Annotated in this window: 25 protein-coding genes; 6 read left to right on the top strand and 19 right to left on the bottom strand. The window is 66.6% G+C overall.

Annotated features, from left to right (window positions below; translation table 11 throughout):
• Positions 1-320: 320 nt before the first annotated feature.
• The 6 genes from ACDI39_RS02135 to alkB all read left to right on the top strand — a co-directional run bounded on the left by ACDI39_RS02135 (position 321) and on the right by alkB (position 8,702).
• On the top strand, positions 321-1,667 hold the full coding sequence (locus ACDI39_RS02135) for a hypothetical protein (protein WP_225790129.1): 1,347 nt from the start codon (positions 321-323) through the stop codon (positions 1,665-1,667).
• A 32-nt stretch (positions 1,668-1,699) separates the two neighbouring features.
• Complete coding sequence (locus ACDI39_RS02130; protein ID WP_486537402.1) at positions 1,700-3,928, top strand: Ig-like domain-containing protein; 2,229 nt, start codon at positions 1,700-1,702, stop codon at positions 3,926-3,928.
• A gap of 21 nt (positions 3,929-3,949) precedes the next feature.
• On the top strand, positions 3,950-4,432 hold the full coding sequence (locus tag ACDI39_RS02125; RefSeq protein ID WP_225790127.1) for a curlin: 483 nt from the start codon (positions 3,950-3,952) through the stop codon (positions 4,430-4,432).
• A 16-nt stretch (positions 4,433-4,448) separates the two neighbouring features.
• A complete protein-coding gene (locus ACDI39_RS02120; RefSeq protein WP_225790126.1) occupies positions 4,449-5,894 on the top strand; it encodes a curlin in 1,446 nt (481 codons plus the stop codon).
• 354 nt (positions 5,895-6,248) lie between these two features.
• On the top strand, positions 6,249-7,838 hold the full coding sequence (locus ACDI39_RS02115) for a M60 family metallopeptidase (protein ID WP_253167992.1): 1,590 nt from the start codon (positions 6,249-6,251) through the stop codon (positions 7,836-7,838).
• Between the two features lie 219 nt (positions 7,839-8,057).
• A complete protein-coding gene (alkB, locus tag ACDI39_RS02110; protein ID WP_225790124.1) occupies positions 8,058-8,702 on the top strand; it encodes a DNA oxidative demethylase AlkB in 645 nt (214 codons plus the stop codon).
• Between the two features lie 12 nt (positions 8,703-8,714).
• Here the strand turns inward: alkB and ACDI39_RS02105 are convergent, their stop codons facing one another.
• The 19 genes from ACDI39_RS02105 to ACDI39_RS02015 all read right to left on the bottom strand — a co-directional run bounded on the left by ACDI39_RS02105 (position 8,715) and on the right by ACDI39_RS02015 (position 25,980).
• Positions 8,715-9,689 carry a hypothetical protein gene (locus ACDI39_RS02105; protein ID WP_225790123.1) on the bottom strand — a complete coding sequence of 325 codons (975 nt, stop codon included), beginning with the start codon at positions 9,687-9,689 and terminating at the stop codon, positions 8,715-8,717.
• A gap of 934 nt (positions 9,690-10,623) precedes the next feature.
• Positions 10,624-11,466 (bottom strand): CsgG/HfaB family protein, encoded by an 843-nt coding sequence (locus ACDI39_RS02100; RefSeq protein WP_253091200.1) that lies wholly within the window; start codon positions 11,464-11,466, stop codon positions 10,624-10,626.
• Between the two features lie 29 nt (positions 11,467-11,495).
• Positions 11,496-11,912: a curli assembly protein CsgF gene (locus ACDI39_RS02095; RefSeq protein WP_225790119.1), complete on the bottom strand. Its 417-nt coding sequence runs from the start codon at positions 11,910-11,912 to the stop codon at positions 11,496-11,498.
• Positions 11,909-12,313: a curli production assembly/transport protein CsgE gene (csgE, locus tag ACDI39_RS02090; protein ID WP_225790118.1), complete on the bottom strand. Its 405-nt coding sequence runs from the start codon at positions 12,311-12,313 to the stop codon at positions 11,909-11,911. Before csgE ends, ACDI39_RS02095 begins: the two co-directional genes overlap by 4 nt.
• Complete coding sequence (locus ACDI39_RS02085) at positions 12,310-12,837, bottom strand: type II secretion system protein (protein WP_253080085.1); 528 nt, start codon at positions 12,835-12,837, stop codon at positions 12,310-12,312. The genes csgE and ACDI39_RS02085 overlap by 4 nt, the downstream gene beginning before the upstream one ends.
• Positions 12,812-13,186, bottom strand: coding sequence for a type II secretion system protein (locus ACDI39_RS02080; protein ID WP_225790116.1), 375 nt, complete (start codon positions 13,184-13,186; stop codon positions 12,812-12,814). The genes ACDI39_RS02085 and ACDI39_RS02080 overlap by 26 nt, the downstream gene beginning before the upstream one ends.
• Positions 13,187-13,191: 5 nt before the next feature.
• Positions 13,192-13,665, bottom strand: a complete 474-nt coding sequence (locus ACDI39_RS02075) for a type II secretion system protein (RefSeq protein WP_225790115.1) — start codon at positions 13,663-13,665, stop codon at positions 13,192-13,194.
• The gene (locus ACDI39_RS02070; protein ID WP_225790114.1) at positions 13,662-15,539 is read right to left on the bottom strand and encodes a secretin N-terminal domain-containing protein; all 1,878 of its coding nucleotides are present in this window, start codon (positions 15,537-15,539) and stop codon (positions 13,662-13,664) included. Before ACDI39_RS02070 ends, ACDI39_RS02075 begins: the two co-directional genes overlap by 4 nt.
• Positions 15,536-16,060, bottom strand: a complete 525-nt coding sequence (locus tag ACDI39_RS02065) for a hypothetical protein (RefSeq protein WP_225790113.1) — start codon at positions 16,058-16,060, stop codon at positions 15,536-15,538. Before ACDI39_RS02065 ends, ACDI39_RS02070 begins: the two co-directional genes overlap by 4 nt.
• A complete protein-coding gene (gene pilO / locus ACDI39_RS02060) occupies positions 16,060-16,611 on the bottom strand; it encodes a type 4a pilus biogenesis protein PilO (RefSeq protein WP_225790112.1) in 552 nt (183 codons plus the stop codon). The genes ACDI39_RS02065 and pilO overlap by 1 nt, the downstream gene beginning before the upstream one ends.
• Positions 16,598-17,140, bottom strand: coding sequence for a PilN domain-containing protein (locus ACDI39_RS02055; protein WP_253080083.1), 543 nt, complete (start codon positions 17,138-17,140; stop codon positions 16,598-16,600). Before ACDI39_RS02055 ends, pilO begins: the two co-directional genes overlap by 14 nt.
• A gap of 1 nt (position 17,141) precedes the next feature.
• Positions 17,142-17,924, bottom strand: coding sequence for a hypothetical protein (locus tag ACDI39_RS02050; protein ID WP_486537394.1), 783 nt, complete (start codon positions 17,922-17,924; stop codon positions 17,142-17,144).
• A complete protein-coding gene (locus tag ACDI39_RS02045) occupies positions 17,905-19,641 on the bottom strand; it encodes a GspE/PulE family protein (protein ID WP_486537392.1) in 1,737 nt (578 codons plus the stop codon). The genes ACDI39_RS02050 and ACDI39_RS02045 overlap by 20 nt, the downstream gene beginning before the upstream one ends.
• 69 nt (positions 19,642-19,710) lie before the next feature.
• The gene (locus ACDI39_RS02040) at positions 19,711-20,244 is read right to left on the bottom strand and encodes a response regulator (protein ID WP_225790108.1); all 534 of its coding nucleotides are present in this window, start codon (positions 20,242-20,244) and stop codon (positions 19,711-19,713) included.
• 240 nt (positions 20,245-20,484) lie between these two features.
• A complete protein-coding gene (locus tag ACDI39_RS02035) occupies positions 20,485-21,126 on the bottom strand; it encodes a SurA N-terminal domain-containing protein (protein ID WP_225790107.1) in 642 nt (213 codons plus the stop codon).
• Between the two features lie 12 nt (positions 21,127-21,138).
• Positions 21,139-22,659, bottom strand: coding sequence for a cytochrome c/ABC transporter substrate-binding protein (locus tag ACDI39_RS02030; protein WP_486537389.1), 1,521 nt, complete (start codon positions 22,657-22,659; stop codon positions 21,139-21,141).
• 5 nt (positions 22,660-22,664) lie between these two features.
• Positions 22,665-23,330 carry an SCO family protein gene (locus ACDI39_RS02025; RefSeq protein ID WP_225790105.1) on the bottom strand — a complete coding sequence of 222 codons (666 nt, stop codon included), beginning with the start codon at positions 23,328-23,330 and terminating at the stop codon, positions 22,665-22,667.
• Entirely contained in the window at positions 23,327-24,004 is a 678-nt protein-coding gene (locus ACDI39_RS02020; protein WP_225790104.1) for an SCO family protein, read from the bottom strand. The genes ACDI39_RS02025 and ACDI39_RS02020 overlap by 4 nt, the downstream gene beginning before the upstream one ends.
• Positions 24,001-25,980 (bottom strand): cytochrome D1, encoded by a 1,980-nt coding sequence (locus ACDI39_RS02015; RefSeq protein WP_225790103.1) that lies wholly within the window; start codon positions 25,978-25,980, stop codon positions 24,001-24,003. The genes ACDI39_RS02020 and ACDI39_RS02015 overlap by 4 nt, the downstream gene beginning before the upstream one ends.

The following is a 25,980-nucleotide window of genomic DNA, read 5'->3' as shown; positions in this document are numbered from 1 at the left end:
GCTGGGTGAACACCGCCGACCCTGTGGGAGCCGGCTTGCCGGCGATGGGCTGCGAAGCAGCCCTGAGGTTCGGCGCAGTCCCCTATGGGTGCAAGCTTGCCCGCGAAAGCGCCAGCCCGACCCACCACAAAAGCAGCCCCAATTCCCCAATGCTGGGGCCCCCAGCCCACCCGCCCAGCGCGCCAACCGATCCGGCCAACATCACCGCAGCCCTTGCGCCACAAGGCCTGCAGGGCAAGATCCACAAACTGGCACGGCTGTTGCCGATCCCTCGTCAGACGCCCCAACCCCTTGGGCCCGTTTGCAGGAGGGATTGACTCATGCACCGACCGATACCCCACCCGCTGGCAGTGGCGATCCTTGCCAGCATGCTCCAGCTACCGGCCCAGGCTGCGCTGTATGCGGTCGACCCGGGCCCCTACCTACCCGAGAACGGCAGGTTCGCCGCCTGGTACCAGGACACCCACGGCCGGACCCTCGACCTGTGCCTGTCCAAGGCCGTCAGCTCACGTGTCGGCGGCGCCCCCGGCGCACCGTCCTACATGTGCCCACTGACGCCGGCGCCGGGCGTGTTCGACGATACCCAGCCGATCCAGTTCCCCGGCAACTTCCCCGACGAAGCCTTCTGGTTCACCGCCGATGCCGAGATCGTCGATGCCGCCCGTGGCATCGAGTTGAGCTATGGCACGGCACTCGAGGCGGCGTTCAGCGTCGAGGAACCCATCGATGGCGACCAGATCAGCTTCGCCCGGGTGCGGATCCGCGTGGACGTGCCCGTGGCCGGTACCTACGTGGTCACCCACCCCTATGGCGTCGATGTGTTCGACGTGGAGACTCCCGGCCGCCGGGCGATCAACATGACCCGCGACCTGGGCATCGGCACCCCGCTCACCTACGACGGCGCGCTCACCGGTGACGTCGGGCCGTTCCTGCGCAGCGTCAATGGCCCCTACACCGAGACCAACCCGGTCACCGGCGCCAGCGAACGCTACATCGGCGACCCGAACCTCGAGGAGGCTGTCACCGGCAGCCCGTTCAACACCAACTACGTGCGCATCGAGGGCCCCAACGGCCTGGACCTGCGCACCGAGCTGTTCGCCGTCTCCGGCAAGCTCTCCGAGGTGCACCGGCCGACCCCGTTGCTGCCGCTGCGCAGCACCTACTCGCGGCACAGCGAGAACGGCGACCTGCGCGCCCAGCAAGATGTCTTCGTCATGGCCCCACCCCAGCCGGCCAGCGTCACCCTCACCAGCCAGACACCCAACCTGACCCTGACCGAAGCCAACAGCACCGGTGCCTGGTACGCCCAGTCGGCGCTCAACCCGAGCCTGCCCACCACCCTGGTGGTCAACGCCGACAACAGCGTGGCCATCCCCACCAGCAGCGCCACCAGCGCCAACCTGCCACTGACCGACCTGGTGACCATCAGCCGCGCCGAATACAGCCTGGCCAGCGGCCAGCTGACCCTGGTGGCCAGCAGCAGCGACGAAACCAGCCCGCCCGCCCTCACCGCCCATACCGGCAACGGCGCCCTGATCGGCAGCCTCTCCGGCAACGGCGCGGTGAAGACTCTCACCACCGGGCTCTCGCCGATCCCCCCGGCCAAGGTGCAAGTCACCAGCGCCCACGGTGGCAGCGACAGCGAAGACGTGGTGCTGGTGCCATGAACAGACAAAGGCTCCGCCTTCAAGGAGGCAGCATGAACACTTGGCCACGCCGGGCGCTATGCGCCGCCGGGCTCTCCTTCACCCTCTCCGGCGTGGCCTGGGCCGCGCTCTCCGAGGTCGATCCAGGCCCCTACACCCTGGCCACCGGGCGCTACCCGATGTGGTACAAGGACTTCACCGACCTGTCCCTGGAACTGTGCCAGTCGCGGGCGATCAGCTCGCGGGCGCCCGGCACCCCGGCAGCGCCGAACTACATGTGCATGCTCGCCGCCGAGCCAGGCTACGACGACAGGCTGCCGATGGTGTTCCCGGACAACTGGCCCTCGGAGCTGTTCTGGTTCCTGGCCGAGACCGAGATCCCGCAGGTGGGCAACAGCGGCTACGAGCTGGAGGTCTACGTCGCAGGCCTGGAGGCGGCCTTCGCCTCCGAGGTGCCGGTCGATGGCGACCAGCAGAGCTTCGCCCGCATCCGCATCCGCGCCACGATCCCACGCACCGGCGTCTACACCATCACCCACCCCTACGGGGTCGAGACCATCAACGTCACCTCCACCGGCCGACGCGCGATCAACATGACCCGCGACATCGGCATCGGCGGCCCGGGCAACTTCACCGGCGCGCTCAACGGCAACCTCGGGCCGTTCCTGCGCAGCGTCGACGGGCCCTACACCGAAGTCAACCCGGACACCGGCGCCACCGAGACCTTCGTCGGCGACCCGAACATCACCCAAGCCGTCACCGGCAGCCCGTTCAACACCAACTTCGTGCGTATAGAAGGCCCGGCCGGGACCATCCAGACCAACCTCTTCACCGTCTCCGGCAAGGTCCTCGACGCACGTGCCCAGACCCCGGTGGAGCTGCAGCGCGCCACCTACCAGCGCAATGCCGCCGGGACCCGCGTCGAGCTGTTCGCCAAGGCACCGAACAGCGCCAGCCTGTGCATGCGCAACGGCCTGGAGCTGATCGGTACGCCGCCCTCGCCCTGCCAGTTCAACCTGCTGACCGACAACAACGGGCTGTTCTTCAGCCAGCAACTGAGCCAGGCCGCACCGCCTGCGGTGGTGGTGGTCACCGCCAGCAGCAGCACCGGTGCCACCCGCCCAACGTCGTTGTCGAGCACCCTCAGCGACGTGGTGAAGATTCGTACCGCGCGCTACGACTGGGCCAACAAGCGCCTGGTCATCGAGGCCAGCTCCAGCGATGAAGTGCAGGTCCCGGACCTGGTCGCCCAGGGCTATGGTCGCCTGTCCAAGGCCGGTACCCTGCAGAGCCTGACGGTCAATGACCTCGCCCAGCCACCTGCCAGCGTCACCGTCAAGTCCGCCGCCGGCGGCAGCGACGTCGAGCCGGTGGTGGTGGTCGGCAGCGCGCCGGTGGAAGCCGAGAACCAGCCGCCGCTGGCCCAGCCCGACAGCGGCAGCACCAGCGTCGGCGTCCCCGTGACGCTCAACCTGCTGGCCAACGACAGCGACCCGGACGGCAACCTGCCACTGAGCATCGCCGACCTGACCCAGCCCGGTACCGGCCTCGGCTCGGTGGTACTCAACGGCAGCACCGCGGTGATCTACACCCCGCCGCCCGGTGCCACCTCGCCGCTGGTGGCCACCTTCAGCTATCGCGCCCAGGACGCCAAGGGCCTGAAGTCGGAGCCGGCCACCGTGACCGTCAATGTCGCGCCCAACCAGCCGCCGACGGCAGTGCCGGACAACGTCGCGACCCTGGGCGTGCCGCTGACCATCGACGTGCTGGCCAACGACAGCGACCCGGAAGGCAACCTGCCGCTGAGCGTGGCCAGCGTCACCCAGCCGCCGGCCGGCCGAGGCACGGTCAGCACCGATGGCAGCGTGGTCACCTACACACCGCCGGGCACCGTCACCGCCCCGTTCAGCACCAGCTTCACCTACGTGGCGCGCGATGCCCTGGGGGCGCTCTCCGGCAGCGGCACGGTCACCGTGCAGGTGTCGCCACGCCCGGCCCAGGAGACCTTCACGGTCACCGCGGCCAGCGTCACGGCGCGCTCCAACAACCGCTTCAACTGGGATATCAGCGGCACGTCGTCGGTGACCACCGGCAACACCGTCACGGTGCAGGTGACCACCCCGAACGGCCTGGTGACCCTGGGCAGCGTCGCAGTGCCGATCACCGGCCGCTGGCGCCTGGCGGTGAGCAACAGCACCACGGTGATCCCGACGGCCAACCCGACGGCGATCATCCGCAGCAGCCAGGGCAGCGAACGCACCGTGCCGGTGAACGTGCAGTAGCCAAGGCCAGGGAGAGACGCCATGCAACGCCTGTATCCACTGCTGCTCGGCCTGGCCCTGGTGGGCCAGGCCATCCCGCCCGGCTGGGCCGATGACCTGATGGACAACGCCGACCTTGCCGCCGGCAACGACCTCGGCGAGCCGTCGATCGTCCGCCTGCTGCCGGCCGGCGCCGGCCAGTTGGCGGTGATCGAGCAGCAGGGCACGGGCAACCGCGCCGCCCTCGACCAGAACGGCCAGGCCCTGCTGGGCCGCATCGTCCAGGCCGGGGGCGCGCAGGAGGCGTTCATCCTGCAGGAAGGCAGCGACCTGATGGCGTCGATCACCCAGCAGGGCCAAGGCAACAGCGCGTCGATCCAGCAGCGTGGCAGCCGCAACAGTGCGTCGATCGAACAGATCGGCAACTACAACACAGCCAACATCGAACAGCACGGCAGCGGGCTCACCAGCGCCGTGACCCAGGCCGGCAACGGCCAGCAGATTCACATCACCCAATACCGATAGACCTGGAGGCACCATCATGTTCAAGCTCGCTCCCCTAAGCGCCGCCATCGTGCTGGCCCTGGCCGGCCAGGTCATGGCCGACGACAGCACCTCGACCCAGACCCAGCAGGGCAACGAGAACATCGCCGAGGTCCTGCAGAGCCTCGCGCCCTTCGCCTCGGCCACCCAGCACCAGACCGGCCAGGGCCACAACCACATGGCCGTGCAGGACAACAGCACCAGCGACATCCAGCAGAGCGCCACCGGCTCGTACAACGCCGGCTACGGCGAACAGCTGTACGAGAACGGCAGCCAGATCACCCAGCAGTCCGGCGGCACCCTCAACGACAACTTCGCCAGCCAGTCGATCGGCGAGAACAACCAGTCCCTGCAGGCCCAGCAAGGCACCGGCAACGTCTCGCTGGTGTTCCAGGACACCCAGGTGGGCAGCCAGGCCACCACCCAGCAATGGGGCAGTGGCAACGAGGCGGTCGTCGAACAGTTGTTCGGCGGCACCAACAACCGCAGCCTGATCATGCAAGGCGGCAGCGGCAACTTCGCCGCCGCCGAGCACCTGAGCCACCAGGACGGCGACATCCAGATCTACCAGGACGGCTCGGCCAACTGGGCCTACGGCGACCAGCGCGACGGCCTGGGCGGCACCATCGGCATCCTGCAGTACGGCACCGGCAACTCCATGGAGGTCTGGCAAGACAACCAGAACGCCAGCCAGGCCACCGTGTACCAGCAAGGCCAGCTCAACGAAGGCTACATCGACCAGAGCTTCGGCCAGGCCAACACCGCCAGCCTGACCCAGAACGGCCAGCGCAACGCCAGCTGGTCGGATCAGTACGAGACCACCCAGTCGGTGACCAGCATTTCCCAGAACGGCAGCGACAACCTGCACTTCACCTACCAGACCGGTGACAACCACAGCCTGAGCATCACCACCACCGGCAATGGCAACAAGATCATGGCCAGCAACTGGAAGGGCGAGAAACCCGGTGGCCAGTTCGGCAGCGGCCAGCGTGCCGAGATCAGCCAGACCGGCACCGGCAACGGCGTCAACCTGACCCAGGACGGCATGAACCAGCGGGCCCAGCTGAACCAGAAAGGCACCGGCAACCAGATGCAGACCAACCAGGTCGACAGCAACAACGAGCTGTACTTCGAGCAGAACGGCAGCGACAACCTGCTGATCGCCGACCAGCGCGGCAGCGACAACTACGCCACGGGCCTGAGCGCTGGCAGCGGCAACGCCATCACCCTCGAGCAGTCCGGCTATGGCAACCAGAGCTACACCTACCAGCTGTACGGCAGCGGCAACGAAGCCACCATCAAGCAGGCCGATGGTGTCAACGTCGCCTTCGTGACACAGGGAGGCAACGCCAACCTGGCCTTCGTCGACCAGAGCGGCGCCAACCAGACCGCCACCATCACCCAGTACGGCAACGCCAACCTGGCGACCGTGACCCAGCAATAACCCCCTCCCCCTTGGACCGCGGTGTGCCTCTCCCTGGCGCCGCGGTTCCTTTTTGTCCCTGCCCTCCGTCGGCAAGCCCCACAGGGGCCAAGTCGATCACGAGTGATGCGGTCTGCACGGCCCTGTAGGAGCTGCCTTGCGTCGCGAAAGGGCTGCACGGCAGCCCAATGGGCGCATGCCTTCAAACACCGTCAGTGTGCAGCGAACAACGTGATCAGCGCACAAAGTGCGTGCCCGGACCTGACATTTTTGTCAGTAGCCCCCTCATCGAGCGGCATTCGATAATCACCCACCTCACGTGCGGCCATTACAGGATGCCCACGTCGTATTCCCGCCCCTGACCAGGAGAGCTCGATGAACACCCATCACTACGAGGCTGACCAACAGCAAGCCCCTAGCCCCTCGTCGAGTTGCACGTTGACCTTCGAGGTCCTTCCCACCGCCGAGTCCGAGCGGCGTCGGCTGGGACGCTGGTTCAAACGCGCAGACTTTCAACCCACAGGCCTGTTCGCCCACACGTCAATCGACCTGACCGTCGTCACACCGGAGCCCGGCGAAGCAGGCATTACCTTGCAGTTGATCGTCGGTACCCATGGTTTCCAAGGCAAGTCCGCGACAGAGGTGGAAAGTCCACGCACTTATAGCCTGAAACCTGGGGCGAACGTGATCCAGGATCCGTTGGGTGGCGTGATGTGGTTCAGGGCAGTTTCTGATGAAACTGACGGCCTCCCCAGGCAGGTGACCGTCGAGTTCACCCCGACCAACTCCAGCTTGAGACCCTTGCCTGTGTATCGACACGGCATCACCACTCACTTGGAGTGGCTCATGCAACTGCTGGCGTGGGCACCCACCTACCCTGTGCAGTTGATCAGCGACCGCATCGTCATTACCGCCTGGTGCTCTACCGCGATGGATAACCTCGCACAGGACCCCGCCCTGCTATTGGATGAATACGCATACATACTTGACCGCGAGAACGAAATGGCTGCGATTGGCACGGAACCAGGCCAGACGCCCGATAGCCCGCTGCGCATCCTCGTCTCGGAAAAAGTGGGCGGTAACCCCAATGCCTCGCATTACCGCATCAGCCTACCTCGGTATGGACGTGAGTTCATGACCGTGGAAGGGCTTCGTCGCTCCTGGGGCGTCTGGCATGAACTGGGGCATATGCAGCATCAGATCGCCTGGAGTGCCAACGCCTTGACCGAAAACTCGGTCAATATCTTTTCGCTCGCCGTGCAAAGGTCCATGAGGCAACCGTCGCGGGCCGTACCCTACGACGCTTCGGCCCATGCCTTCTTGAATAGCCCGGCACCTGACTTCGGAAAAGTCAGTAACATGGTCGCGATGGTCATGTGGGAGCAACTGCGTACTGCATTCGGCCATGCCTTCTTCCATCGACTTCACCAGGAAACGCGTGCAAACGGTAATAGCGATAGTGGCCAGGGCGATGCGCAATACCGCCACTACTTCATGGTGACCAGTTGCAAAGCCGCGCGCGCCGACCTGACCCGCTTCTTCACCCGCTGGGGCTGGCACCCACAAGCGCGAACGCTGGAGGAAATCGAATCGCTTGGTTTACCCGCACCTGATCCCGATCCGTCCACCCTGCATATTCAAGATGCCACCTACATTTCACAGGCTACAAGGGACGCTGGCAGTATCGTCATCGTCGGCACGGCCCAGCGCGGCAGTCGTCTGAAGACCACCAATGATCCAGGCAAAGGGTGGTACGACCCAGAGGCGGGGAAAGTGTTTGCCAACGCTGACACGGGTGCTTTCACGCTGCGCACCCAACGCTCGATAAACGGTCAGGCTGCCGTCAAATCCTATGATCCGCAAACCGGCGTGGCGATCAGCGAATCCAACCACATGCCGATCGAGGTTTCGATGGAAGCGTTCGATGACGAGTTGTGTCACTGCCTAGAGCACGGCGATCAGTAGTGAGCACTGAGGGGGTATGCACCACTGCTAGGCATTTTGGGGCTGCGTTGCTGCCCATCGCCGGCAAGCCGGCGATGGGGCCAGTTCATACAGGCCACCTACGGCTCAAATTAGTCCGCACCGCGAACAAAGAACGAATGGGTGGCGACTCAGAGGAGGTTTCCCCACGAAAAGTCCCACAGCGCTACAATGGCCAGACCTCCGACCCGTGCCAGCACCATGATCCAATCCGACCTCGACCTGTTCGGCCCCCAGCCGCAACGCCTGGCCAGCCAGACCGTGCTGCTGCCCGGTTTCGCCGTGCCCGAGGTCGAGACGCTGCTCGACGCCTTGCGCCCGGTCCTGCGCGCCGCGCCCTTCCGGCACATGCGCACCCCCGGCGGCCTGCACATGGCGGTGGCCTTGACCAACTGCGGGTCGCTGGGCTGGGTCAGTGACGAAAAGGGCTATCGCTACAGCCCGACCGACCCGGTCAGTGGCCACCCCTGGCCCGCCCTGCCGCCGATACTGCTCGACCTGGCCGGCCGCGCCGCGGCCACTGCCGGCTTCGACGGTTTCGTCCCGGACGCCTGCCTGGTCAACCACTACCTGCCCGGCACCCGTCTGAGCCTGCACCAGGACCGTGACGAAGCGGACTTCGGCCAACCGATCGTGTCGATCTCGCTGGGCTTGCCGGCGGTGTTCCTGTTCGGTGGGCTGCAACGGTCGGACCGGCCCCGGCACATACCGTTGAGCCACGGCGACGTGCTGGTCTGGGGCGGCGAAGATCGCCTGCGTTTTCACGGCGTGCTGCCGATCAAGCCCGGCGTGCATCCACGCCTGGGCGAGCGGCGGATCAACCTGACGTTGCGCAAGGCGGGTTGATCCCCTATCGGCTCAGTCTCGTTGGCCACCAGGCTCGGAAACGCGCATGCCTCCCCGTGTTTTGCAGTACCGCTCGATTTTTGGCAGGAAGAACTGGAGGATCTTCGGCATCGTATGGATGGGTAATTGACAACAAGCAAAATACAACGCCATGGTTGGCGAAACCGTTACCCCCAGTGCAGACCATAACAAGCCCACATTGCGATTACCGCCATTGAGGGCCATGGTGAACTTAGACATCAAACTGCCAGGGTAAAGCCCTCCAAACATCAACTGAAGCACGAAGTTCACGCCGTATGCAACGGCGATCATGGCAGCGACCCCCACCGGTTTTTCAAGGATGGTGGACTGAAGACCGGCCATGGTGCCGATCGAAAAAATAAACAACGCGAGCACCACGATACCGTCGATGGCTAACCCATGACGAGCAACGATGTCATGTGAGAAGTGTCTGATCAGAATCGCCACCCCTTCCGCCCCGCCGATCAGCAACGCTAATCTGGCTGCCAGTTCCCAAGGATCGATTAACAACAAAAGGCCATTGCCGAAGACATGCAGTACTGCTGGGGCCGTAACGGGGATGAGCACCATGGAACACAGGACAACGACTAACGACATCGAAGGGTCCAGCCCCAGCATTCTCGCAACCGCTACATTGCCACTGGCTGGTGGCGCCGCAACAGCCACAGCGATAGCCAGCGATAACTCCTGATTGCCGCTGATCGCATATGCCCCCATACCGAACAGATAGGGACATGCGGCAACCATCAATAACGGGAATATCACGGAAACTTTCAAATTTTTTACCGCGATGACGACTTCGCGATTATCGATGCGCAGCAGCGTTCCCAATACGAAGATGAAGACCATCATCGGGAGCAACGGGCGAGCCGCTTCAGCGCTTGATGGCAACAGCAGGCCAATCGCGCACCCTGACGCCAGCACCGCAGGCCCACGCCGGGTAATACCAACTAGAAGATGGAGCATAATCTGGCCCTGTGAGGCGCCCCCATAAGGGGGGCACCTTTATCTGAGGTACTCTTGGATATCCGGTGAAACCGAAGGTGGTGGGGAATTCCGCGATTGCCGAATAACCAAGCGTCCATCCTCAGAGCCGTTACCGATGTATTCGCATGACGCGTCCGGATGAAGCACTAGGTCGTTGACCAATCTCGCACTTTCATGGTGAATGGAGTACGGCTCAGCTCTATAAGACTGCCGAATGCAACCCGTACGTTCTCTGAAAGACATCCGGTTTATACCTGAGGTGATCAGCCCCCTGGGTGGGCTGCCATGAACCGTATCTATCGGTACATTATCGAACACACAAAACGTTTTCGTATCGAGCCCCTTTCTTCATCGGACAGGAAAAACACTTGACCTTCTTGTTCTGTTCGCTCCATATCTTCCTCGCTCAGGTAATGACTTGTCGAGCACCCTGCAAAGGTGATCAAAGACAAGCGGCCTACCTGCTCCTGTCATTTCGAACAATGCATCATGAACGAGCAACTAGCCAGCCAAAGTCCAGATCGACCACAACACTGAACCGACCGTTCAGAGTCGAGTCATTTGCACCCTAGAGTGCAGACCAAGTTAACGCAACAGTTTGCAAGCCAAAAATACGCATTCCGGAAATGGACTACAGAGACCAGAGAAAGTCTTAGGACGACGCCAAGCTCTTGTGCAACGCTAAACACAATGTTTAATGAATGCGGAAATTTTAAGACTGCTGAAAGTCAGTCACACCTGAATCCACTTTGAAACTGAGCCTCCAGACCAAAAAAGTAAAAAAACCGGGTCGGACTTCTCCGACCCGGCGAGGTTACTCAGCTTGCCACGGCGCAGGTTTGCGCCTGTCCTACCGAGACGCTGATTTTCTGTCCATTCACATTCACTGGACTGGCTTACAGCCAGAAGCCACTTACTCCTGCTGATTCTGACTCAGGTACTTCTCCAACACCGCCTTGTCGCCCCCGCCGTCCCCCGCCACCTGCCACAGCCGCCGCTCGATACCTTGCGCCAAAAGGTGCCCCACCGCCGCCTCGATCGCCGAGAGCACGCACAGTTGGGCCGGTTCGTTGGTGGTGTAGCCCACCTCGGCCTCGAGCAGTTCCTTGAACTCGATGAACTTGAACACCCCGGCGCTGCGGCCGACCGAGTAGATGGTCTTGCTGGTCATGACGTTGGCCAGCACCTGCCCGGTGCGCACGTCGACCGCGCGCAGGTTGACGGTGACCTGGTCGACCCGGTACTCGCGGGAAGCGCCGATGCCCAGGTAGCGGGCGCCCTCCCCGCCGCTGCGCACATTGGTGTCGTAGGCGATGATGCCGCCCTCGAGCATCAGGTTGGCGGCCTGCAGCGGTGGCAGCTCGCTCTGGATGTTGGGCGCGACGTCGGGTTTTTTCTGCGAGGCACGGATGATCTTGCGCTCGGTCAGCAGGTTCTGCAGGCCTTCGCGTTCGAGCACCACGAACCAGCCGCTGGCATTGAGGGCATCCATCAGCATGCTCGCCGCGCCCTGGGTGACGCTGGTGGAGAACGAACTGGCCGGGGTCGGCTTGTACTGCCCGGTCTGGTCGCGAAAGCCATACACCACCGCCATCAGCCGTCCCTTGGGCCGTGGCATGTTCAACAGGTCGTAGTAGGTGGAAGCCCGAGGCGTCAGGGTCGGCGTCTCGGTGTCCTGTTCGGCGGGCATCGGCTCGCGCAGGCCGCAGCCTTGCAAGGTGGCGAGGATCAGCAGTGCGCTCAGCAGGCGTTTCATGGTCGTTCTCCCCTATTGACCCGTCCCTCTCAGGGGTTCAGGCCGCTGACCTCGATGATCGAGACTTCGCCTGTGGCACGGTCGGTGACCTTGATGCTCAAGGCGCCGGAATCGTCGATGACGTCGATCAGGAATGAGTCGGTGGACATGCTGCCGGTGGTGCCGTTGCTGATGTTGTCCAGCAACTGCGACAGCAGCCGCGACTCGAGCTGGTTGCTGAAGCGCTCCAGGGCCGAGGTGCCGCTGAACGAGGTACGCTTCTTCAGGTCTGGGTCGTCGTAGTCGTTCTGCGCCTGGGCGTTGTTCAACAGCCAGGTGCCGTTGAGCGGGTTGCCGCCGAACGCCGGGTTGACCGGCGTGTACACCAGCTCCGTGGCCTGGGCCAGGCCCGCGGCGGCGCCGGCCAGCAGGCAGGCGGCGATACAACGGGGAATGCGGTTGTTCATAGCTCGTCCCTCTCCAGATCGGTGGTGTCCTGTAGCAGGCGCTGCAGCTTGCGCTGGATGATCTGCTGCTTGACCAGGTCGGCGGCCGCGACGGCCTCGTCTTTGAGTTGCGTGGTGTTGGGCGGCAGGAAGCGCCGGTACAGCACCTCGCGTTCGTATTCCACCGTCACCAGGCTGCCCCAGCGGGCATCGGGGCGCTCGCGCACCACCAGGTTGAAATCCAGGCGGCTGGTGGCGCGCAGGCGGTCGGTGAAGGCGTTGTAGAAGTCGTGGCCGATGTGCGAGATGGTGTGGTCGACGATGAAACCCATCATCTCGTCCTCGGCACTGGCGCGGGCCGCACCGTTGGGCAAGGCGCCCAGCAACAGGCACAGCCAGCCGATCATGACCAGGCGTTTCATGGCGTATCTCCCGGGCCGGCATGACGGAACGTGGCGTTGCCACCCTCGGCGAAGGCCTGCTCGGCGACGAACTGCCAGTCGCTGTAGTGCTCCAGCCCTTCGAACGCGGACCACTGGGCGTCGAAGCCGGCGCGCTTGTGCGGCGTGGCATCCGAGCGGCTGTGCACGCCGGTGATGCGGCCATCGATCGAGCGCAGCAGGCCCCAGTCGTCGCTGCCCTCGATCGGGTCCGGGTAGAGCCTGCGGATGTGCCGTTTCGGCGAGGGAAAACGGTTGTCCTCCAGCAACTCGCGCAGTTCCTGGGGGTACTGGGCCAGGCCCGGTGAGGCCCGGTAGTAACTGCGCAGGGCCTGGGCGTACTGGCCGCCGACCCACAGCAACTGGCGCTCACGCTCGCGCTGGGCGGTCGCCGACCAGAGGCTGCCGCTGGCGGCCAGGGCCAGGCTGCCGACCGCGATCAGCAAGAGCACGCCCAGGTAGGTGAAGCCCGCGCAGGCCTTACCATTGGGTATAGAGGCTGCCATCACGCGCCCTCCCGGTTGCTCCGCTCTTGATATCGGCCACGCCGCCAGCCACGCCCTCGGGCGGCGGCACCAGTTGCCAGGCATCGCTGCGCTCGGTGATCGGGTCGACCGGCGTATTGCGCAGGTAGCGCGCCTCCACCAGTTGCTCCAACGACTCGGGGTAGCTGCCGGTGTCGCCGTAGTAGTGGTCCAGGGCCTCGCGCAGCACCGCCAGGCTCTGGCGCAGGGTCGCCTCGCGGGAGGCCTCCAGGCTGTCGAAGTAGCGCGGCATGGCGATGGTCATCAGGGTGGCGATGATCGCCATCACCACTAGCAGTTCGATCAAGGTGAAACCCAGGCTACGTTTCATCGCCGTCACCATTGCCCGTAGGGGATGCCGTTGAGGCCCTTGCCGCGGGCCCGGGAATACACGTCGAACACGTCCTCGCCCTGGCGCGGGTCGTCGGCGCTGCTGTCGTAGGCGCGCAGGCCCCAGCCGCCCTGGTCGTCGTCCTTGGCCGCGAGCAATGGGTCGCGGGGGATACGGCGCAGGAAGTAGAACTTGGCACCCTTGGCGCTGCGCACGTCACGCACGCCGTCCACCAGCACCTGCAGGTTCGGGGGGTAGCCGCTGGCATTGAGGCGCTTCTCGATGTAGCCGGCGTCGAAGGCGCGCTTGTAGGCATCGATGGCGTCGCGGATCTGGTACAGCGCCTCGCGCAGTTGCTGTTCCTTGTTGCGGCGCACCACGGTCTCGGTCAAGGGCGCGGCCATGCTGGCGAGCAGCCCGAGCAGCGCCAGGGTCAGCACCACCTCGATCAGGCTGAAACCACGCTGCGGGCGTTTCATGGCCGTGGGCTCCGGGTGGGCGGCACGACGGCCATCTGGCCTTCGGCCAACGGCGCGTCGGCGGGCGCATCGAGCGGAGCCTCGGCCGGCAGCCCGCCCGAGGGCAGCGGCTGGGCCAGTTGGCGTACCTGCAGGCTGGACTCGGTACCGGTGGCGAACTCCATGTCCGACGGGCTCTGGTACGGCAGGTTGCGCACGATGCGCGGGGTGATCGCCAGCACCAGTTCGGACTTGCTCATGTCGTCGCGATGACTACCGAACAGCCGGCCCAACCCAGGGATGTCGCCCAGGCCTGGGATCTTGTTGCCGTTGGAGCTGTGATCGTTGCGTACCAGGCCGGCCAGCACCTGAGTCTCGCCATCGTGCAGGCGCAGGCTGGTCTGGGCATTGCGGGTGTCGACCTGGACCGGGATGGTGCCCTGGCGGGTCGGCTCCAGGGGCGTGGCATTGCTCACCTCCAGGGCCACCTTGATCGCCACCTCGTTGTTCAGGTGCACGGTGGGCTGCACTTCGAGCTTGAGGCCCACATCCAGGTAGGTGATGCTCTCGGTGATCACCGGGCCCTGGGTCGAAGGCACCGAGGTGGCGCTGACGATCGGCACCCGCTGGCCGATGTGGATGCGCGCCTGCTCGCGGTTGCTGACACGGATCACGGGGCTGGCCAGGGTGTTGATGCCCTTGTCCGCGGCATTGATCTTGGCCTGGGGTGCCGGGCCGATGCTGATGCGGCTGGAGTTGATGCCGCGCAACTGGTCGAGCACGCTGACCGGGTTGCCCTGGTCGTTGAGCACGCCGAAGGTGTTGGGCCATTGCAGGCCGAGGTCGAGGATGCGCGAGCGGGCCACCTCCATCACCTCGACTTCCAGTACCACCTCGGGGTTGGACTGGTCCTGCGACTGCAGCAGCTTCTCGGCCATGCGCACGGCGTCGGGGGTGTCGCGCATGGTCAGGGTGTTGAGGCGCTCGTCGACGAACACGTCGCGGGTCTTGAGCATGGTCTTGAGCATGTTCAGCGCGGTGTTGGCGTCGATGCTGGTCAGGTAGAAGGTGCGCATGACCAGTTCCTGGTAGTCCTTGGTCTTCTGCGGCGACGCGGGGTAGATCAGCAGGGTGTTGTCGTTGACGATCTTCTGGTGCAACTGGTTCTGCTCCAGCAGCAGGGCCACGGCGTCCTCGATGCGCACCTCGCGCACGAAAATGGTGGCCTTCATGTCGGGGCGCAGGTCCTTGTCGAAGATGAAGTTGATGCCGGCCACCTGGGCCAGCACCTCGAAGATGGTCTTGAGGTTGGCGTCGCGGAACTCCAGGGTCACCGGCCGCTCCAGCTTGCTGCGCAGTTGCGGGAACGGCTGGGCGGTACGCGCCTGGACGTTCTCGATGTCGCTGCGCAGGATGATGCCCTTCTGGTTCTGCGGGTCCAGGCGCAGCACTTCGCGCATGTGGCGCTCGGCACCGAACAGGTCGCCCTGACGCAGCGCCGCCTGGCCCAGGGCGACGCGCTCATCGAGGGTACGCATCAACTCCAGCTGGCGGATACCTTCCTGGGCGCGGCGGTTGTTCGGCTCGATGGTCAGCACTCGGCCATAGCCCATGCGCGCACCGCTGAAGTCATGGCGGCTACGGTCGCTGTCGGCCTGCGCCAGCAGGGCCTCGACCGCGCGCTGGCGGCCATGGGCCAGGGCGATGTTCAGCTCGGTGTCGCGCGGCTTGTCGCGCAGTGCCTCTTCCAGGCGGGCGATGCCGGCCTCGTACTGGCCTTCCTTGAACAGCGCGTCGCTGTCCTTGCGCACGGCGCTCGAGCCACAACCGGCCAGGGCCACGCACAGGGCCAGGAGCATGAACGGAGCAGGCTTGCACGACTTCGATGGCTTCATGGTGCGCTCCCGACAGACAGCGTCTGTGGCTGGTGCAGTGGCAGGTAGACCAGGCTCAGCTCGGTGGCCGAGACGTGGTCGAGGCGGTAGGTGTCGTCGATGACGTCGCCCTGGCGCACGACGTAGAGCTTCTCGCCGTTCTGCAGGAACACCTGCAGGTCATCGCGATCGCCCAGGCGGCCGACGAACTGGAACGGCAGCGTCGGCGCGGTGGGCGCGACGGCGGCCACCGGGGCGGCGATCACAGGGCGTTCGGTCACGCTGGCCAGGACCTTGGGCTGGCTCCATTGCTGCACCGGGAACAGGTTTCGTGGGGCCTGGGCCGGCCCTGTCACGGCGCCTCGACGCCCCGACGAGCGCTCGCCCACGGGTTCGGCGGTGCCCACGGCGCCTGTGGGAGCGGGCTTGCCCGCGAAGGGAACGACGCTGTCCGCCTGGCCGAACCAGTGCCCCGGCGCCCAGGCCAAGGCGGCGCTCAGGCCCAGAAAGCCCACCCACATCGTCACGCGCTGAGTGTTCATCACGACCTCGACAGGTAGAGGGTCATGCGCAGGCGGCCATTGAGCTCGCCGTCGCCGATGCGCTTGCGTTGCAGCTCCAGGTCCTCCAGCACCAGGGTCGGCAGCGCGCCGGGCAATGCCTGGAGAAAGCCACGGATCTGTGGGTAGCTGCCGCGCACCGGCAGGACGATCTGGTAGCGCGCCAGCCGGGTCTTGGGATCGATGCCCAGGGCGTATTCACCACGGGCCAGGCTGATGCGCTCGGCACTGGCCAGGCGGTACAAGCGCTCGATCAGTTCGCTGGCCTGGGGCTGGCCGGGCAGTTGCCGGCGCAAGCCATCCAGCACCTGTTGCTCGGGCTTGGCCGCCACCTTCAGTTCGCCACGCTGCAGGCGCTGGACCTGCACACGGGCATCCGCCTCGCTGGCGCGCAGCTCGCGCACGGCCTGCCACTGGGGCAGTACCCAGGCACAGGCGACGAACAGCGCCAGCAGCGCCACCAGCACCGCGCCGAGGCCGGCCCGGCCCAGGCGAGCCAGGTGTTCATGGACGATCAGGCTAGGGACGTGCATGGCCGGTCTCCCAGGTGGCGGTGAGGTTGAAGCGCACCGGACGCTCGGGCTGGCCAGACACCACCTCGTGGTTGAGCAGCGAGACATCGTGCAACTCGGCGCTGCGCTCCAGGCGCTGGTGGTACTGCAGCATGGCCTCCAGGTTGCGCGCCTCGGCGGCGATGCGGACCTGGCCCTTGCGTGCATCGGGGGTGAGGCTGAGCAAGGCGACGTCTTCCTGGGGCTGGGCTTCGAGCATGGCGAACAGTTGCTCCCAGGGCCGTTGCAACTGCTGCGAGACGTGGCGCATCTGCGCCAGTTGCTCGGCCTGCTCGCGGCTGGCGGCGCTGCTCTGCGGCGCGGCGGTGGCCGGGCGGCGGCCGAGCTGCTGCTCAAGCTGGTGCACCCGGGCCTCCAGGTCCAGTTGCTCGCCTTGCAGCCGTTGCTGCACCAGCACCAGCAGTGCCAGGGCGCAGCAGCCCAGGGCCAGCAACGCCCAGGCCAGCGGGCTGCTGCGCCGGGGCTGGAATTCCAGGTCCAGGCGGCGCATGTCAGGCCACCGCCCGCCACATGGCGCACAGCGGGTCGCTGTCACCCGCCGGCGGGCACAGCTGCACCGCCGCCAGTCGTGGCGCCTGCTCACGCCCCGGGGCGTGCAGGTAGATGCGCGGCAGGCGCTCGCCATACAGCTCGCAGGTGCGCTCGATCAAGGCCTGCAAGGCCTGGTCGTTGTCGGCGCAGCCCTGGGCCAACACTTGCTGCCAGGCGCCCCCGGCCGCCAGCAACAGCACGCTGCGGCGCGGCTCGGCGAGGACGAACAGGAAGTCGCCCTGCTCCAGCTGGGCCAGGCTGCGGTTGTAGGCGGCCATCAGGTACGGCTGCACCGAACGCAGTCGCAGCCGGCTCTCCTGGCCTAGCGCCTGCAGCCCCTGCAGCAGGCCCTCGGGCAACGCCGTGGCGATGCGCGCAACCCCCGCCGGCTCCGCCGACAACACGATGCGCCAGTCGTCCAGGGGCTGGCCGTAGAGGTGCTCGAAGCAGGCCCGGGCATAGGCATCCCGCTCCCGTGGATGGCCAATGGCGTCGCTCCAGGGGACCAGGCAAAAACGGCTGTAGCGGGCCGACAGCAAGACCCGCAACTGGGCACCGCGTACGCCCTGCTCGGCCAGCAGCGCGGCCAGCGCCTCCAAGGGCGCGACCCAAGCCGGCTGGCCGGCTGCGCAGGCAAAGCTGCGGCTGCCCAGCCACTGGTGTTGACGTGCGTGCCAGCGACCCAGGCCGACACCCTCGGCGCCGAGCACGGCGCAATAGCGATCAGGCGATAAAGGTGACACGGTTGATCTCCTCGAGTGTGGTGCGGCCTTCGCGGACCAGGTCCAGGGCCGAGGCGCGCAGCAGGCGCAGGCCGCGCTGGCAGGCCAGCGCCTTGATCTGCGACAGGGGGCGACGTTCGACGATCATCTGCCGCAGGTCGTCGTCCAGGTGCAGCAGCTCGGCGATGGCGCTGCGTCCACGATAACCACTGCCACGGCACTGGCCGCAGCCCTGGGCGCGGACGAAGATCCAGCCGCCGACGGCCGCCCGGGTGAGGCCCGAGGCGGCCAGGGTTTCGTCGCTCGGCGCGCAGGCCTGCGCACAGTGCGGGCAGGCCAGCCGGATCAGGCGCTGGGCCAGCACGGCGTTGAGCGCGGAAACGAAGCTGTAGGGGTCGACCTGCATCTGGCTGAAGCGGCCGATCACGTCGAAGACGTTGTTGGCATGGATGGTGGTGAACACCAGGTGCCCGGTGAGCGCCGACTGCACGGCGATCTGCGCGGTGTCGGGGTCGCGGATCTCGCCGACCAGGATCTTGTCCGGGTCGTGGCGCAGGATCGAGCGCAGGCCACGGGCGAAGGTCAGGCCCTTCTTCTCGTTGACCGGGATCTGCAGCACCCCCGGCAGTTGGTATTCGACCGGGTCCTCGATGGTGATGATCTTGTCCACGCCGTGGTTGATCTCGCTGATCATGGCGTAGAGGGTGGTGGTCTTGCCGCTGCCGGTGGGGCCGGTGACCAGGATCATGCCGTAGGGTTCGGCGGCCAGGCGGCGCAAGGCGCGCAGGGTCTCGTCGGCGAACCCCAGGGCCTGCAGCTGTACGCCGCTGACCTGATCGGACAGGTCCTGCTTGTCGAGCACCCGCAGCACCGCGTCTTCGCCGAAGATGCTCGGCATGATCGACACGCGAAAGTCGATCTGCCGCTCGCCCACGGCGACCTTGAAGCGGCCGTCCTGGGGCACGCGCTTCTCGCCGATGTCCAGCTCGGCCATGACTTTGATGCGCGAGATGACCTGTTCGGCGAAGGCGCTGCCGCTGGCCTTGCCAGCCCCATTGAGCACGCCGTCGATGCGGTACTTGATGGTCAGGCCCTGGCCAGTCATGCCCAGGTGGATATCGCTGGCGTGCTGCTTGAGGGCATCGTAGAGGGTCGAGTTGACCAGCTTGACCACCCGGCTCTGGTCTTCGCTGATGCTGGCCAGGGACAGGCGCTGCAGCGGGTCGGCCTCGGCGCCGGGCTCGGCGTCCTGGCCGAGGGCGTCGATGGCGTGGAAGCTCTCTTCCTGGCGCGCCAGGAAGGCGGCCAGGTCCGCGGCATGGGCCAGGTACAGCGGCGCGCCCTGCAGGCAATCGTCGATCCAGGCCAGGCGGGCGTTGTCGAACGGGTCGGCGAATACGCCGATGACCTCGCCGCCACGCAGCACCTGGGCGAATTCACGTTTCAGGCACTGGGCCAGGCTGACCTGTTCGAAGACCGGCGTGCTGGCCAGCAGCCCCTGGCTGTCGAGCACCGGGAAATGCAAGGTGGCGCCCAGGCGCTGGGTGAAGGTGGCAGGGGTGTCGCCGGCAAGGCGTTCGAGGCAACTCAGCAGGCGCTCGTCACCGGCCTCGAGACGGGCCTGGGCGAGCAGTTCGCGGGGGTAGGCGCAAGGTTGAGACGTCGGCAGCGGCCCTTGCACGGGCGAGCCTGCTGCTACAGGGTATGCGTCGACGGCTGGATCGGTGGCTTCGGGCATGACCTGCGACTCCGCTCAGGGGGCGCGTCGCAGGCTGGTTCGGGAGTTCCAAAGTGGCCGCGGGCGCCGCTATTCCCCGGTGAGCAGTTGGTCGTCGTCAGGTTCGGGGGGCTTGGCGCCGTTGCGGCGGCGATCGGCCAGGACCCAGCTGCCATCGTACAACTGCAGGGGGAACGTCTCGTTCCTGTTCTGGCGTCGTTCGACGAAACCCTCGGCCTGTGTGTCCGCTGCCGCGCGCTGGCGCTCCATGCCCATCAGGTCGAACACCGCGCGGGCCAGTTCCGCCAACGGGAACGGCTTGAACAGGACATGGGTGACGCCAAGCTCGGCGGCCCGCTCACGGACCTCGGCGGTCGGGTGGGCGGTGATCAGCACGAAATGGCACTGCCTGTTCCTGCGCACGGTCTCCAGGACCTCGAACCCCTCCATATCGGGCAAGCGGTAATCCAGCACGATCACATCCGGCGCCAGGGCTGTGGCCTGGCCGATACCCGTGGCACCGTCATGGGCGACATGGACTTCCAGGCCTTGCGCCTGCAGGTAGGCCTGCAGGTTCTGTGCAAGGGTCTGCTCGTCATCGACTACCAATACTCTGTTCACCAAGGTCGACTCCCAAGAACTGCCCGGTTTCCCGGTCTGCGAAGTGCGGCCTCATACAGGCTTGAGCAGGCTTCGTGCCAGGCGTGAATAGTCATGTCGCACCGTTGTAAGTCATTGATCTGCTGGGTTGCCTCCACACTGTCCGGCGCATGCCAGGCAGGCTCCCCCCAGATGCGGGGAAACCTGATGGCCTTTTGCCCTGCGTTATTCCCCAGAAGTGGGGAAAGCCAGCTCGGCGGTGGGTCAGCGCGCCCGCTCCACCTGCGCCCCTTCACGCAGGCGTTGGCGCACCGACTGCCACGCCTGGGCCTGCAACTGCCCGACCAGCGCGGCCCTGGCCATGGCCAGGCCCTGTTCCCCTTCGACCGAAGCGTTATCACTTTGGTTCTGCGTCCCCTGCAGTCTTTGCCGATTCGCCTGATAGAAGGCCTCGACCTCGGCCTCGCTGGGCGCATCGATGGCGGTCAGCTGGGCGAACACCTGCTGGGCGGCCATCTCGTGACGAGTGTAGTCGGCGAACCCTGCCCTATCGAAGCCGGCCTCGGCCAGGCGGCGCTCGAACGCCGCGGCGCTGCCGAAGGCCCGTTCCAGCTGGTCGAGCCGCGCGGCCACCTGTGCCTCATCGACGACGATACCCCGCCGACCGGCCTCCTGCCATAGCAGCTCCTTGTCGATCAGCTGGTCCAGGGCCTGGTCGCGCAGGCGCTTGTACAGGCTCGGGCTGCGAATGCTGGCGAGCGCCCGCCCCTGTTCCTGGAGGTATTCGCTGAAGTAGCGCTCCAGGCGCATGACGCTGATCTCCACGCCATTGACCCGCGCCGCCACCAAGTCGGCCCAGGCATTCGGCAGGCTACCGAGCAACAGGCACAGCAACAGGATTCGCATGGCGACCTCCATTCAAGGGGTATCAGGAATGGCCCGGTACGGGGCGACGGCGTGAAAGCGTGGCCCAGGCAGAGCCACCTGGACCACATGGGCGCCGGCCAGCCCCTGGCGCCGCCCCGGGCCGAAGCCCAGGGCCGGGGTCAGGCCGGTGTCCACGTCGTGCAGGCCTTCCAGGGTACGCACCAGTTGCTCGCGGCTGGCGTCGCGGCCCACCTGCTTCAGGGCCTCGGCCAGCAGGCGCAGGGCGCACCAGGTGCCCACCTGCAGCGACGCCTGGCGGCTGTCCAGGCCCTGGCGGCGTTGCAGGCCGGCCAGGGTGGCACGCCCCTGCTCGGTCCAGTCGCCGGGGAGGAACGGGTAGGCCAGGAACAGCCGCTGCGACCAGGGCTGCGCAAGGCCAGGCACGGCGCCAGCCACCTGGCTGGAGGCGGCGAACAGGTACGGCTGGCGCCCGGCGACGTGCAGCGCTCCGGCAAGTTCGGCGAAAGCCTGGACACGGCCGAGAAAGACGATGCCCTGGCCGTCCGGCGCCTGGCCCTCGAACGCCTGCGCCGGCGGTGGGGCCCAGCCGGCGCCTTGCAGGCGCTGGCGCACGGTCTCGGCGAGCGCCGCCTGCTCTGCCCCGGCATACACCACCTGCAGCCCGTCGGAAGCCAGGCCCAGGCTGTCGCGGGCATGTCTGGCCAGGCTCAGCAGTTGCTCGGGCAGGCCAGGCAACGGGTCGAAGATCTGCGGGCTGGCGCCGCTGCGCGGGGTGCTGCCGACCAGCGGCACGCCACGCCGTTCGAGTTCGCCGGCCAGGTGCGCGTCGAGCATCGGGGCCAGCGGGGCGACCAGGGCGAACACCTGCTCGTCGTCCAGCAAGCGCGCCAAGGCCTGCTGGGCGCTGTCCCGGTCCGGCCCCGGGTCGAGCGCCACCAGTTGCAGGCGACGGCCATGGATGCCGCCCTGCTGGTTGAGCTGCGCCAGGCCATCCTCCAGGACCGCGCGCACCACCCTGCCCGCCTCGGCCAATGGCCCGTGCGTGGGCAACAGGGTGCCCAGGCGCAGCACGGCCTCCTCCACGCCGGGGTCGCGCTCTTCGGCCAGGCGCTTGAGGTAGGCGGTCAGGTTGCGCTGGTCGGCCAGGCTCAGGTCGAAGCGCGGCATGGCCGGGTCCAGGCGGTTGCCGGCCGGGTCCAGGCCATGCTGGATGGCCCGGGCCAGGCTAGCCTCGGTGTAGGCCGGGTAGCGCCGGTTGTTGACCTGGCGCGCCCCCTGACCCACGGCCAGGCGCTGCCAGTCCAGGCTCGGCGGGCGCACGCCGCCCTCGGCGCGGCCACGGCCATCGTTGCCATGGCAGCTGGCACAGGGCAATACGCTGGCAGGCACCTGCACGTCGCTGGCGCCGACCCGTGCCAGCACCTGGGCATCGCTGCTCGACACACCCTCGCGGTACAGGCGCCTGCCGGCCTGTTCCTGCTCGTTCAGGTCAAGGGCCACGGCCGCCCCGCACAGGGACAGGCCCAGCCACAGTGCCAGCAGCCGGCCCATGGCGTTCACCGACCTGCCAGTGGCTGGGCCAGCAACTGCATGCGCTGGGCGATCGCGACGGCGGGCGCATCCGGGCGGATCCTGCTCCAGCGCTTGCCGGCCACATCGCCAGCGATCAGTTGCGTCGAGTGCTGCTCGGGGCTGGGCAGGAACTGCCCGAGGCGTCCCAACACCTGTTCGACCTCGTCCTGCCCGCCGGTCAGGAACAGCCAGTTCGGCCCGTCCACCCCCTGCTTCTCGGCGAACGCCTTGAGCACCGCCGGCGTGTCATTGGCCGGGTCGCTGCTGATCGAGACGAAGGTGACCTGGCTGGCCAACTCCGGCCCCATGGCCTCGCGCACCTCGCGCAACTTGCGGGTGATCAGCGGGCAGGCGTCGGTGCAGTGGGTGAAGATGACATTGAGCATCACCACCTTGTCCTTGAGCACGTCGCTGTAGAAACGCAGCTCGCGTCCGTTCTGGTCCTTGAGCAGGGTATCGGTGAACCAGGCCTGGGCATCATGGGTGCCACCGCCGCTGGCCATCGGCGGGAGCGCCGGTTGCGGCGACGGCGTTGTCGGGCCATGGCCCTCGTGGGCGAGCGCCACCGAGGCGAGGATCCACAGGCAGCCGGCCAGGGCCAGCCAGTCGAGGCCGCGCATGCTGGCGCGGCGGGTGGCCGGGTTGCTCATGGGTGCACCTCCTGGTGGTCAGGCGTGGCGGCGATGGCGGTGCTCTTGGCGTGCACCCGTCGGGCGCTGAGGCGGTTGACCTCCTCGATCAGCACCTGCGGGTCGGTGAAGCCGTAGTAGCGTGTCCACTGGCCACTGCGCCCGTCGCCGACCATGATCAGCGGCGGGTGCTGAGCCAGGTCGGCGCTGAAGCTGCCCAGGCCCTTGAGGGTTTCGCTGATGGCATAGGGCGAGCCGGTCAGCCAGCGCCAGCCCGGCCCATGCTGGAAAGCCTTGGCGTAGCCCAGCAAGCGCTTGGGATCGTCACGCTGCGGATCGACGCTGATCGACACCAGCTGGACCTCCTCGCCAACCCGCCCGCCCAGTTGCTGCTGGACCTTGGACATGATCGACGAGACCACCGGGCATACCGTGGTGCAACTGGTGTAGATGAAGCCCATGACCACCAGGCGGTCGCCCACCAGGTCCTTTTCCAGGCGTACCGGCAGGCCGTCCTGGTCGAGCAAGGCAACGTCGGCGAAGCGCACGCTGGCCTTTTCCTGGTGAGCCGCCGGCACCTGCGCGGCATGGCCGGCATGCTCCTGGGCACTGTGGTCATGCCCGGCGTGGGCCAGGGCCAGGTTACTGGCCAGCAGCAGGCCGAGGGCGAGCAGCTTGGGACGATTGGCGTTCATCGCACACTCCTGGGTTCCCCTTGGGAAGCGGTGGATGCTGCGGCGGGCAAGACGCGCAGGCTGGTGTAGTTTTCTTCGGTGAATTTGCGTCCGAGCGAAGGCGACTGCAGGTGCAGGTACCAGGCACCCGCCTCGGCCAGTTGCAGCGACACCTGGTAGACCCCGTCGCCAATTTCTTCCAGCGGCAGGCTGCGCGGCATCGACGAGGGCGCCAGGAAGTAGCGCAGGCTCAGGTCACGCAGGCCCAGGCGCGGCTGGCCATCGCTGCCGAGGATGCGCACCCGGGCGACGAAGGGGCTGTGCTGTATCGCCGGCTGGTCGCTGCCGAGGAACTCGGCGTGCACACCCTTGCGCCGGGCCGCCGCGCCAGGCACCGCCGCCACGTCGGTGCTGAAGCAATGGATGATCTGCGGCTGGTTGAGCAGGAAAGCCACGTCGAAGGTCCCGGCCGCCGGCATCTTCACGGTCGAGCCGTACACGCCTGGGGCCAGCTCGCGCAGGCTGCGGTCGATGACGATCGCCGCGCGGGCCTGATGGCCACGGTTGTTGTAGCCGGACATCGGCGCGTTCATGCCCTCGGCATAGAAGTAGGTGGTATTGTCCACCGGGTTGACCACGAACACCGAGTTGTCATCGCGCGCCACCGACAGGCCCTGGGCCAACGGCAGGTCGCCGGCCTGGCGCGGTGCGGCGGCGCCGGCCTCGAAACCCTGGACGATCGGCTCGCGCCCCTCGCCCAGGCTGCCCAGGTTGATCATGCTGACCTTCGGCGAGGCCAGGCCACGCACGTAGGCATAGCCCTTGGTGAACACCAGTTGGTACGGCTCGGCCGCCACCGGGATACGGTGGATCAACCGGTCGTTGCTGGCATCGATCACCACGGCCTGGTTCTCCAGGGTATTGAGCACCACGCCGTAGCGCCCGTCGCCACTGAAGCGCATTGGCCCCAGGCCCTGGCTGGCCTTGACCGTATGGCGCAGTTGGTGACTGCGGGCGTCGATCACCTGCACCGTGCCTTCCTTGCCGTCGACCACGTAGACCGCCTGGGACAGCGCCGAGTAGGCCACCGACAGCGGGTGCGGGCCGACCTCCAGGGTCTTGACCAAGCGCATCTCGGCGGCATCGATGACGCTCAGGGTACCGGCATCGCGGTTGCTGACGAAGGCGTAGCGCGAGTCGGCGCTGAAGGCGATCTCGTGATGCCCGGAGCCGGTGGCGAAGAACTTCAGGGTGCCGCGGCTGGGCACGTCGATCACCGTCACCCCGCCCTTGGCCGGGTCGCTGCTGTTGTTGCCCACCCACAGCCGGCGCTGGTCCGGCTGCAGGGCCACGCGCAGCGGTTGTTCGCCGGCGTCCAGGCTGGTCACGTGGCGGAAGGTCTCGGTATCGATCACCGCCACCTGGCCACGCTCGGGCATCGACACGAACACCTGCTTGTCGTCGCCGGTGGCCACCCAGTCCATGGGCCGCCCCGGCAGGTCGATGCGGGCCAGGGTGCTGGTGACGCCCCCCACCGACACCGTGGGGTCGATCACCGTCAGGCTGGCGTCCCTGTTCAGCACCAGCAAGAAGTAGCTGTTGAGGTCGAGCAACGGCCGGGCGCCGATGCTGCTCTTGAGAAACAGCGCCACGCGGGCCTTGCAACTGCTGTCACGGTCCCCGGCGGGGGCCGCTTGCGCCGGGTCCAGCCAGGCCCCCGGGGCCATGCCCGACAAGGGCTGGCCGCTACTCTGGTCGCTGACCTTGAAACGGATGTTGGCGAAACTGCCTTCACGCAGCTCGCCGCCATCCAGTGGCCGGGCCTCGAACTCCACGGTCACGCCATCCCGGCTGAGCCGGTGCAGGGCCTGCGGATCGGCAGGTGCCTGCAGCAGCTCGCGGGGGTCGCACCAGAGTTTGTCGTAGGCCACCCCCAGGCCGATCAGCGCCACTCCCAGCAATACCCCCAGGTAGGCGGGGCGGGTCTTCTTGTCCAT

The organism is Pseudomonas sp. Tun-23181 (genome assembly GCF_057415455.1).
This window is presented reverse-complemented; position numbering and strand designations above follow the sequence as displayed.

Coding starts and splice junctions, on each gene's coding strand:
- ACDI39_RS02075 (WP_225790115.1), bottom strand. CDS start 13,665: ATGAAACGCCCGCAGCGTGGTTTCAGCCTGATCGAGGTGGTGCTGACC.
- ACDI39_RS02095 (WP_225790119.1), bottom strand. CDS start 11,912: ATGAACAACCGCATTCCCCGTTGTATCGCCGCCTGCCTGCTGGCCGGC.
- ACDI39_RS02055 (WP_253080083.1), bottom strand. CDS start 17,140: ATGCGCCGCCTGGACCTGGAATTCCAGCCCCGGCGCAGCAGCCCGCTG.
- ACDI39_RS02070 (WP_225790114.1), bottom strand. CDS start 15,539: ATGAAGCCATCGAAGTCGTGCAAGCCTGCTCCGTTCATGCTCCTGGCC.
- ACDI39_RS02125 (WP_225790127.1), top strand. CDS start 3,950: ATGCAACGCCTGTATCCACTGCTGCTCGGCCTGGCCCTGGTGGGCCAG.
- alkB (WP_225790124.1), top strand. CDS start 8,058: ATGATCCAATCCGACCTCGACCTGTTCGGCCCCCAGCCGCAACGCCTG.
- ACDI39_RS02030 (WP_486537389.1), bottom strand. CDS start 22,659: ATGGGCCGGCTGCTGGCACTGTGGCTGGGCCTGTCCCTGTGCGGGGCG.
- ACDI39_RS02135 (WP_225790129.1), top strand. CDS start 321: ATGCACCGACCGATACCCCACCCGCTGGCAGTGGCGATCCTTGCCAGC.
- pilO (WP_225790112.1), bottom strand. CDS start 16,611: ATGCACGTCCCTAGCCTGATCGTCCATGAACACCTGGCTCGCCTGGGC.
- csgE (WP_225790118.1), bottom strand. CDS start 12,313: ATGAAACGCCTGGTCATGATCGGCTGGCTGTGCCTGTTGCTGGGCGCC.
- ACDI39_RS02115 (WP_253167992.1), top strand. CDS start 6,249: ATGAACACCCATCACTACGAGGCTGACCAACAGCAAGCCCCTAGCCCC.
- ACDI39_RS02105 (WP_225790123.1), bottom strand. CDS start 9,689: ATGCTCCATCTTCTAGTTGGTATTACCCGGCGTGGGCCTGCGGTGCTG.
- ACDI39_RS02035 (WP_225790107.1), bottom strand. CDS start 21,126: ATGCGAATCCTGTTGCTGTGCCTGTTGCTCGGTAGCCTGCCGAATGCC.
- ACDI39_RS02065 (WP_225790113.1), bottom strand. CDS start 16,060: ATGAACACTCAGCGCGTGACGATGTGGGTGGGCTTTCTGGGCCTGAGC.
- ACDI39_RS02080 (WP_225790116.1), bottom strand. CDS start 13,186: ATGAAACGTAGCCTGGGTTTCACCTTGATCGAACTGCTAGTGGTGATG.
- ACDI39_RS02130 (WP_486537402.1), top strand. CDS start 1,700: ATGAACACTTGGCCACGCCGGGCGCTATGCGCCGCCGGGCTCTCCTTC.
- ACDI39_RS02025 (WP_225790105.1), bottom strand. CDS start 23,330: ATGAGCAACCCGGCCACCCGCCGCGCCAGCATGCGCGGCCTCGACTGG.
- ACDI39_RS02015 (WP_225790103.1), bottom strand. CDS start 25,980: ATGGACAAGAAGACCCGCCCCGCCTACCTGGGGGTATTGCTGGGAGTG.
- ACDI39_RS02045 (WP_486537392.1), bottom strand. CDS start 19,641: ATGCCCGAAGCCACCGATCCAGCCGTCGACGCATACCCTGTAGCAGCA.
- ACDI39_RS02085 (WP_253080085.1), bottom strand. CDS start 12,837: ATGGCAGCCTCTATACCCAATGGTAAGGCCTGCGCGGGCTTCACCTAC.
- ACDI39_RS02100 (WP_253091200.1), bottom strand. CDS start 11,466: ATGAAACGCCTGCTGAGCGCACTGCTGATCCTCGCCACCTTGCAAGGC.
- ACDI39_RS02120 (WP_225790126.1), top strand. CDS start 4,449: ATGTTCAAGCTCGCTCCCCTAAGCGCCGCCATCGTGCTGGCCCTGGCC.
- ACDI39_RS02020 (WP_225790104.1), bottom strand. CDS start 24,004: ATGAACGCCAATCGTCCCAAGCTGCTCGCCCTCGGCCTGCTGCTGGCC.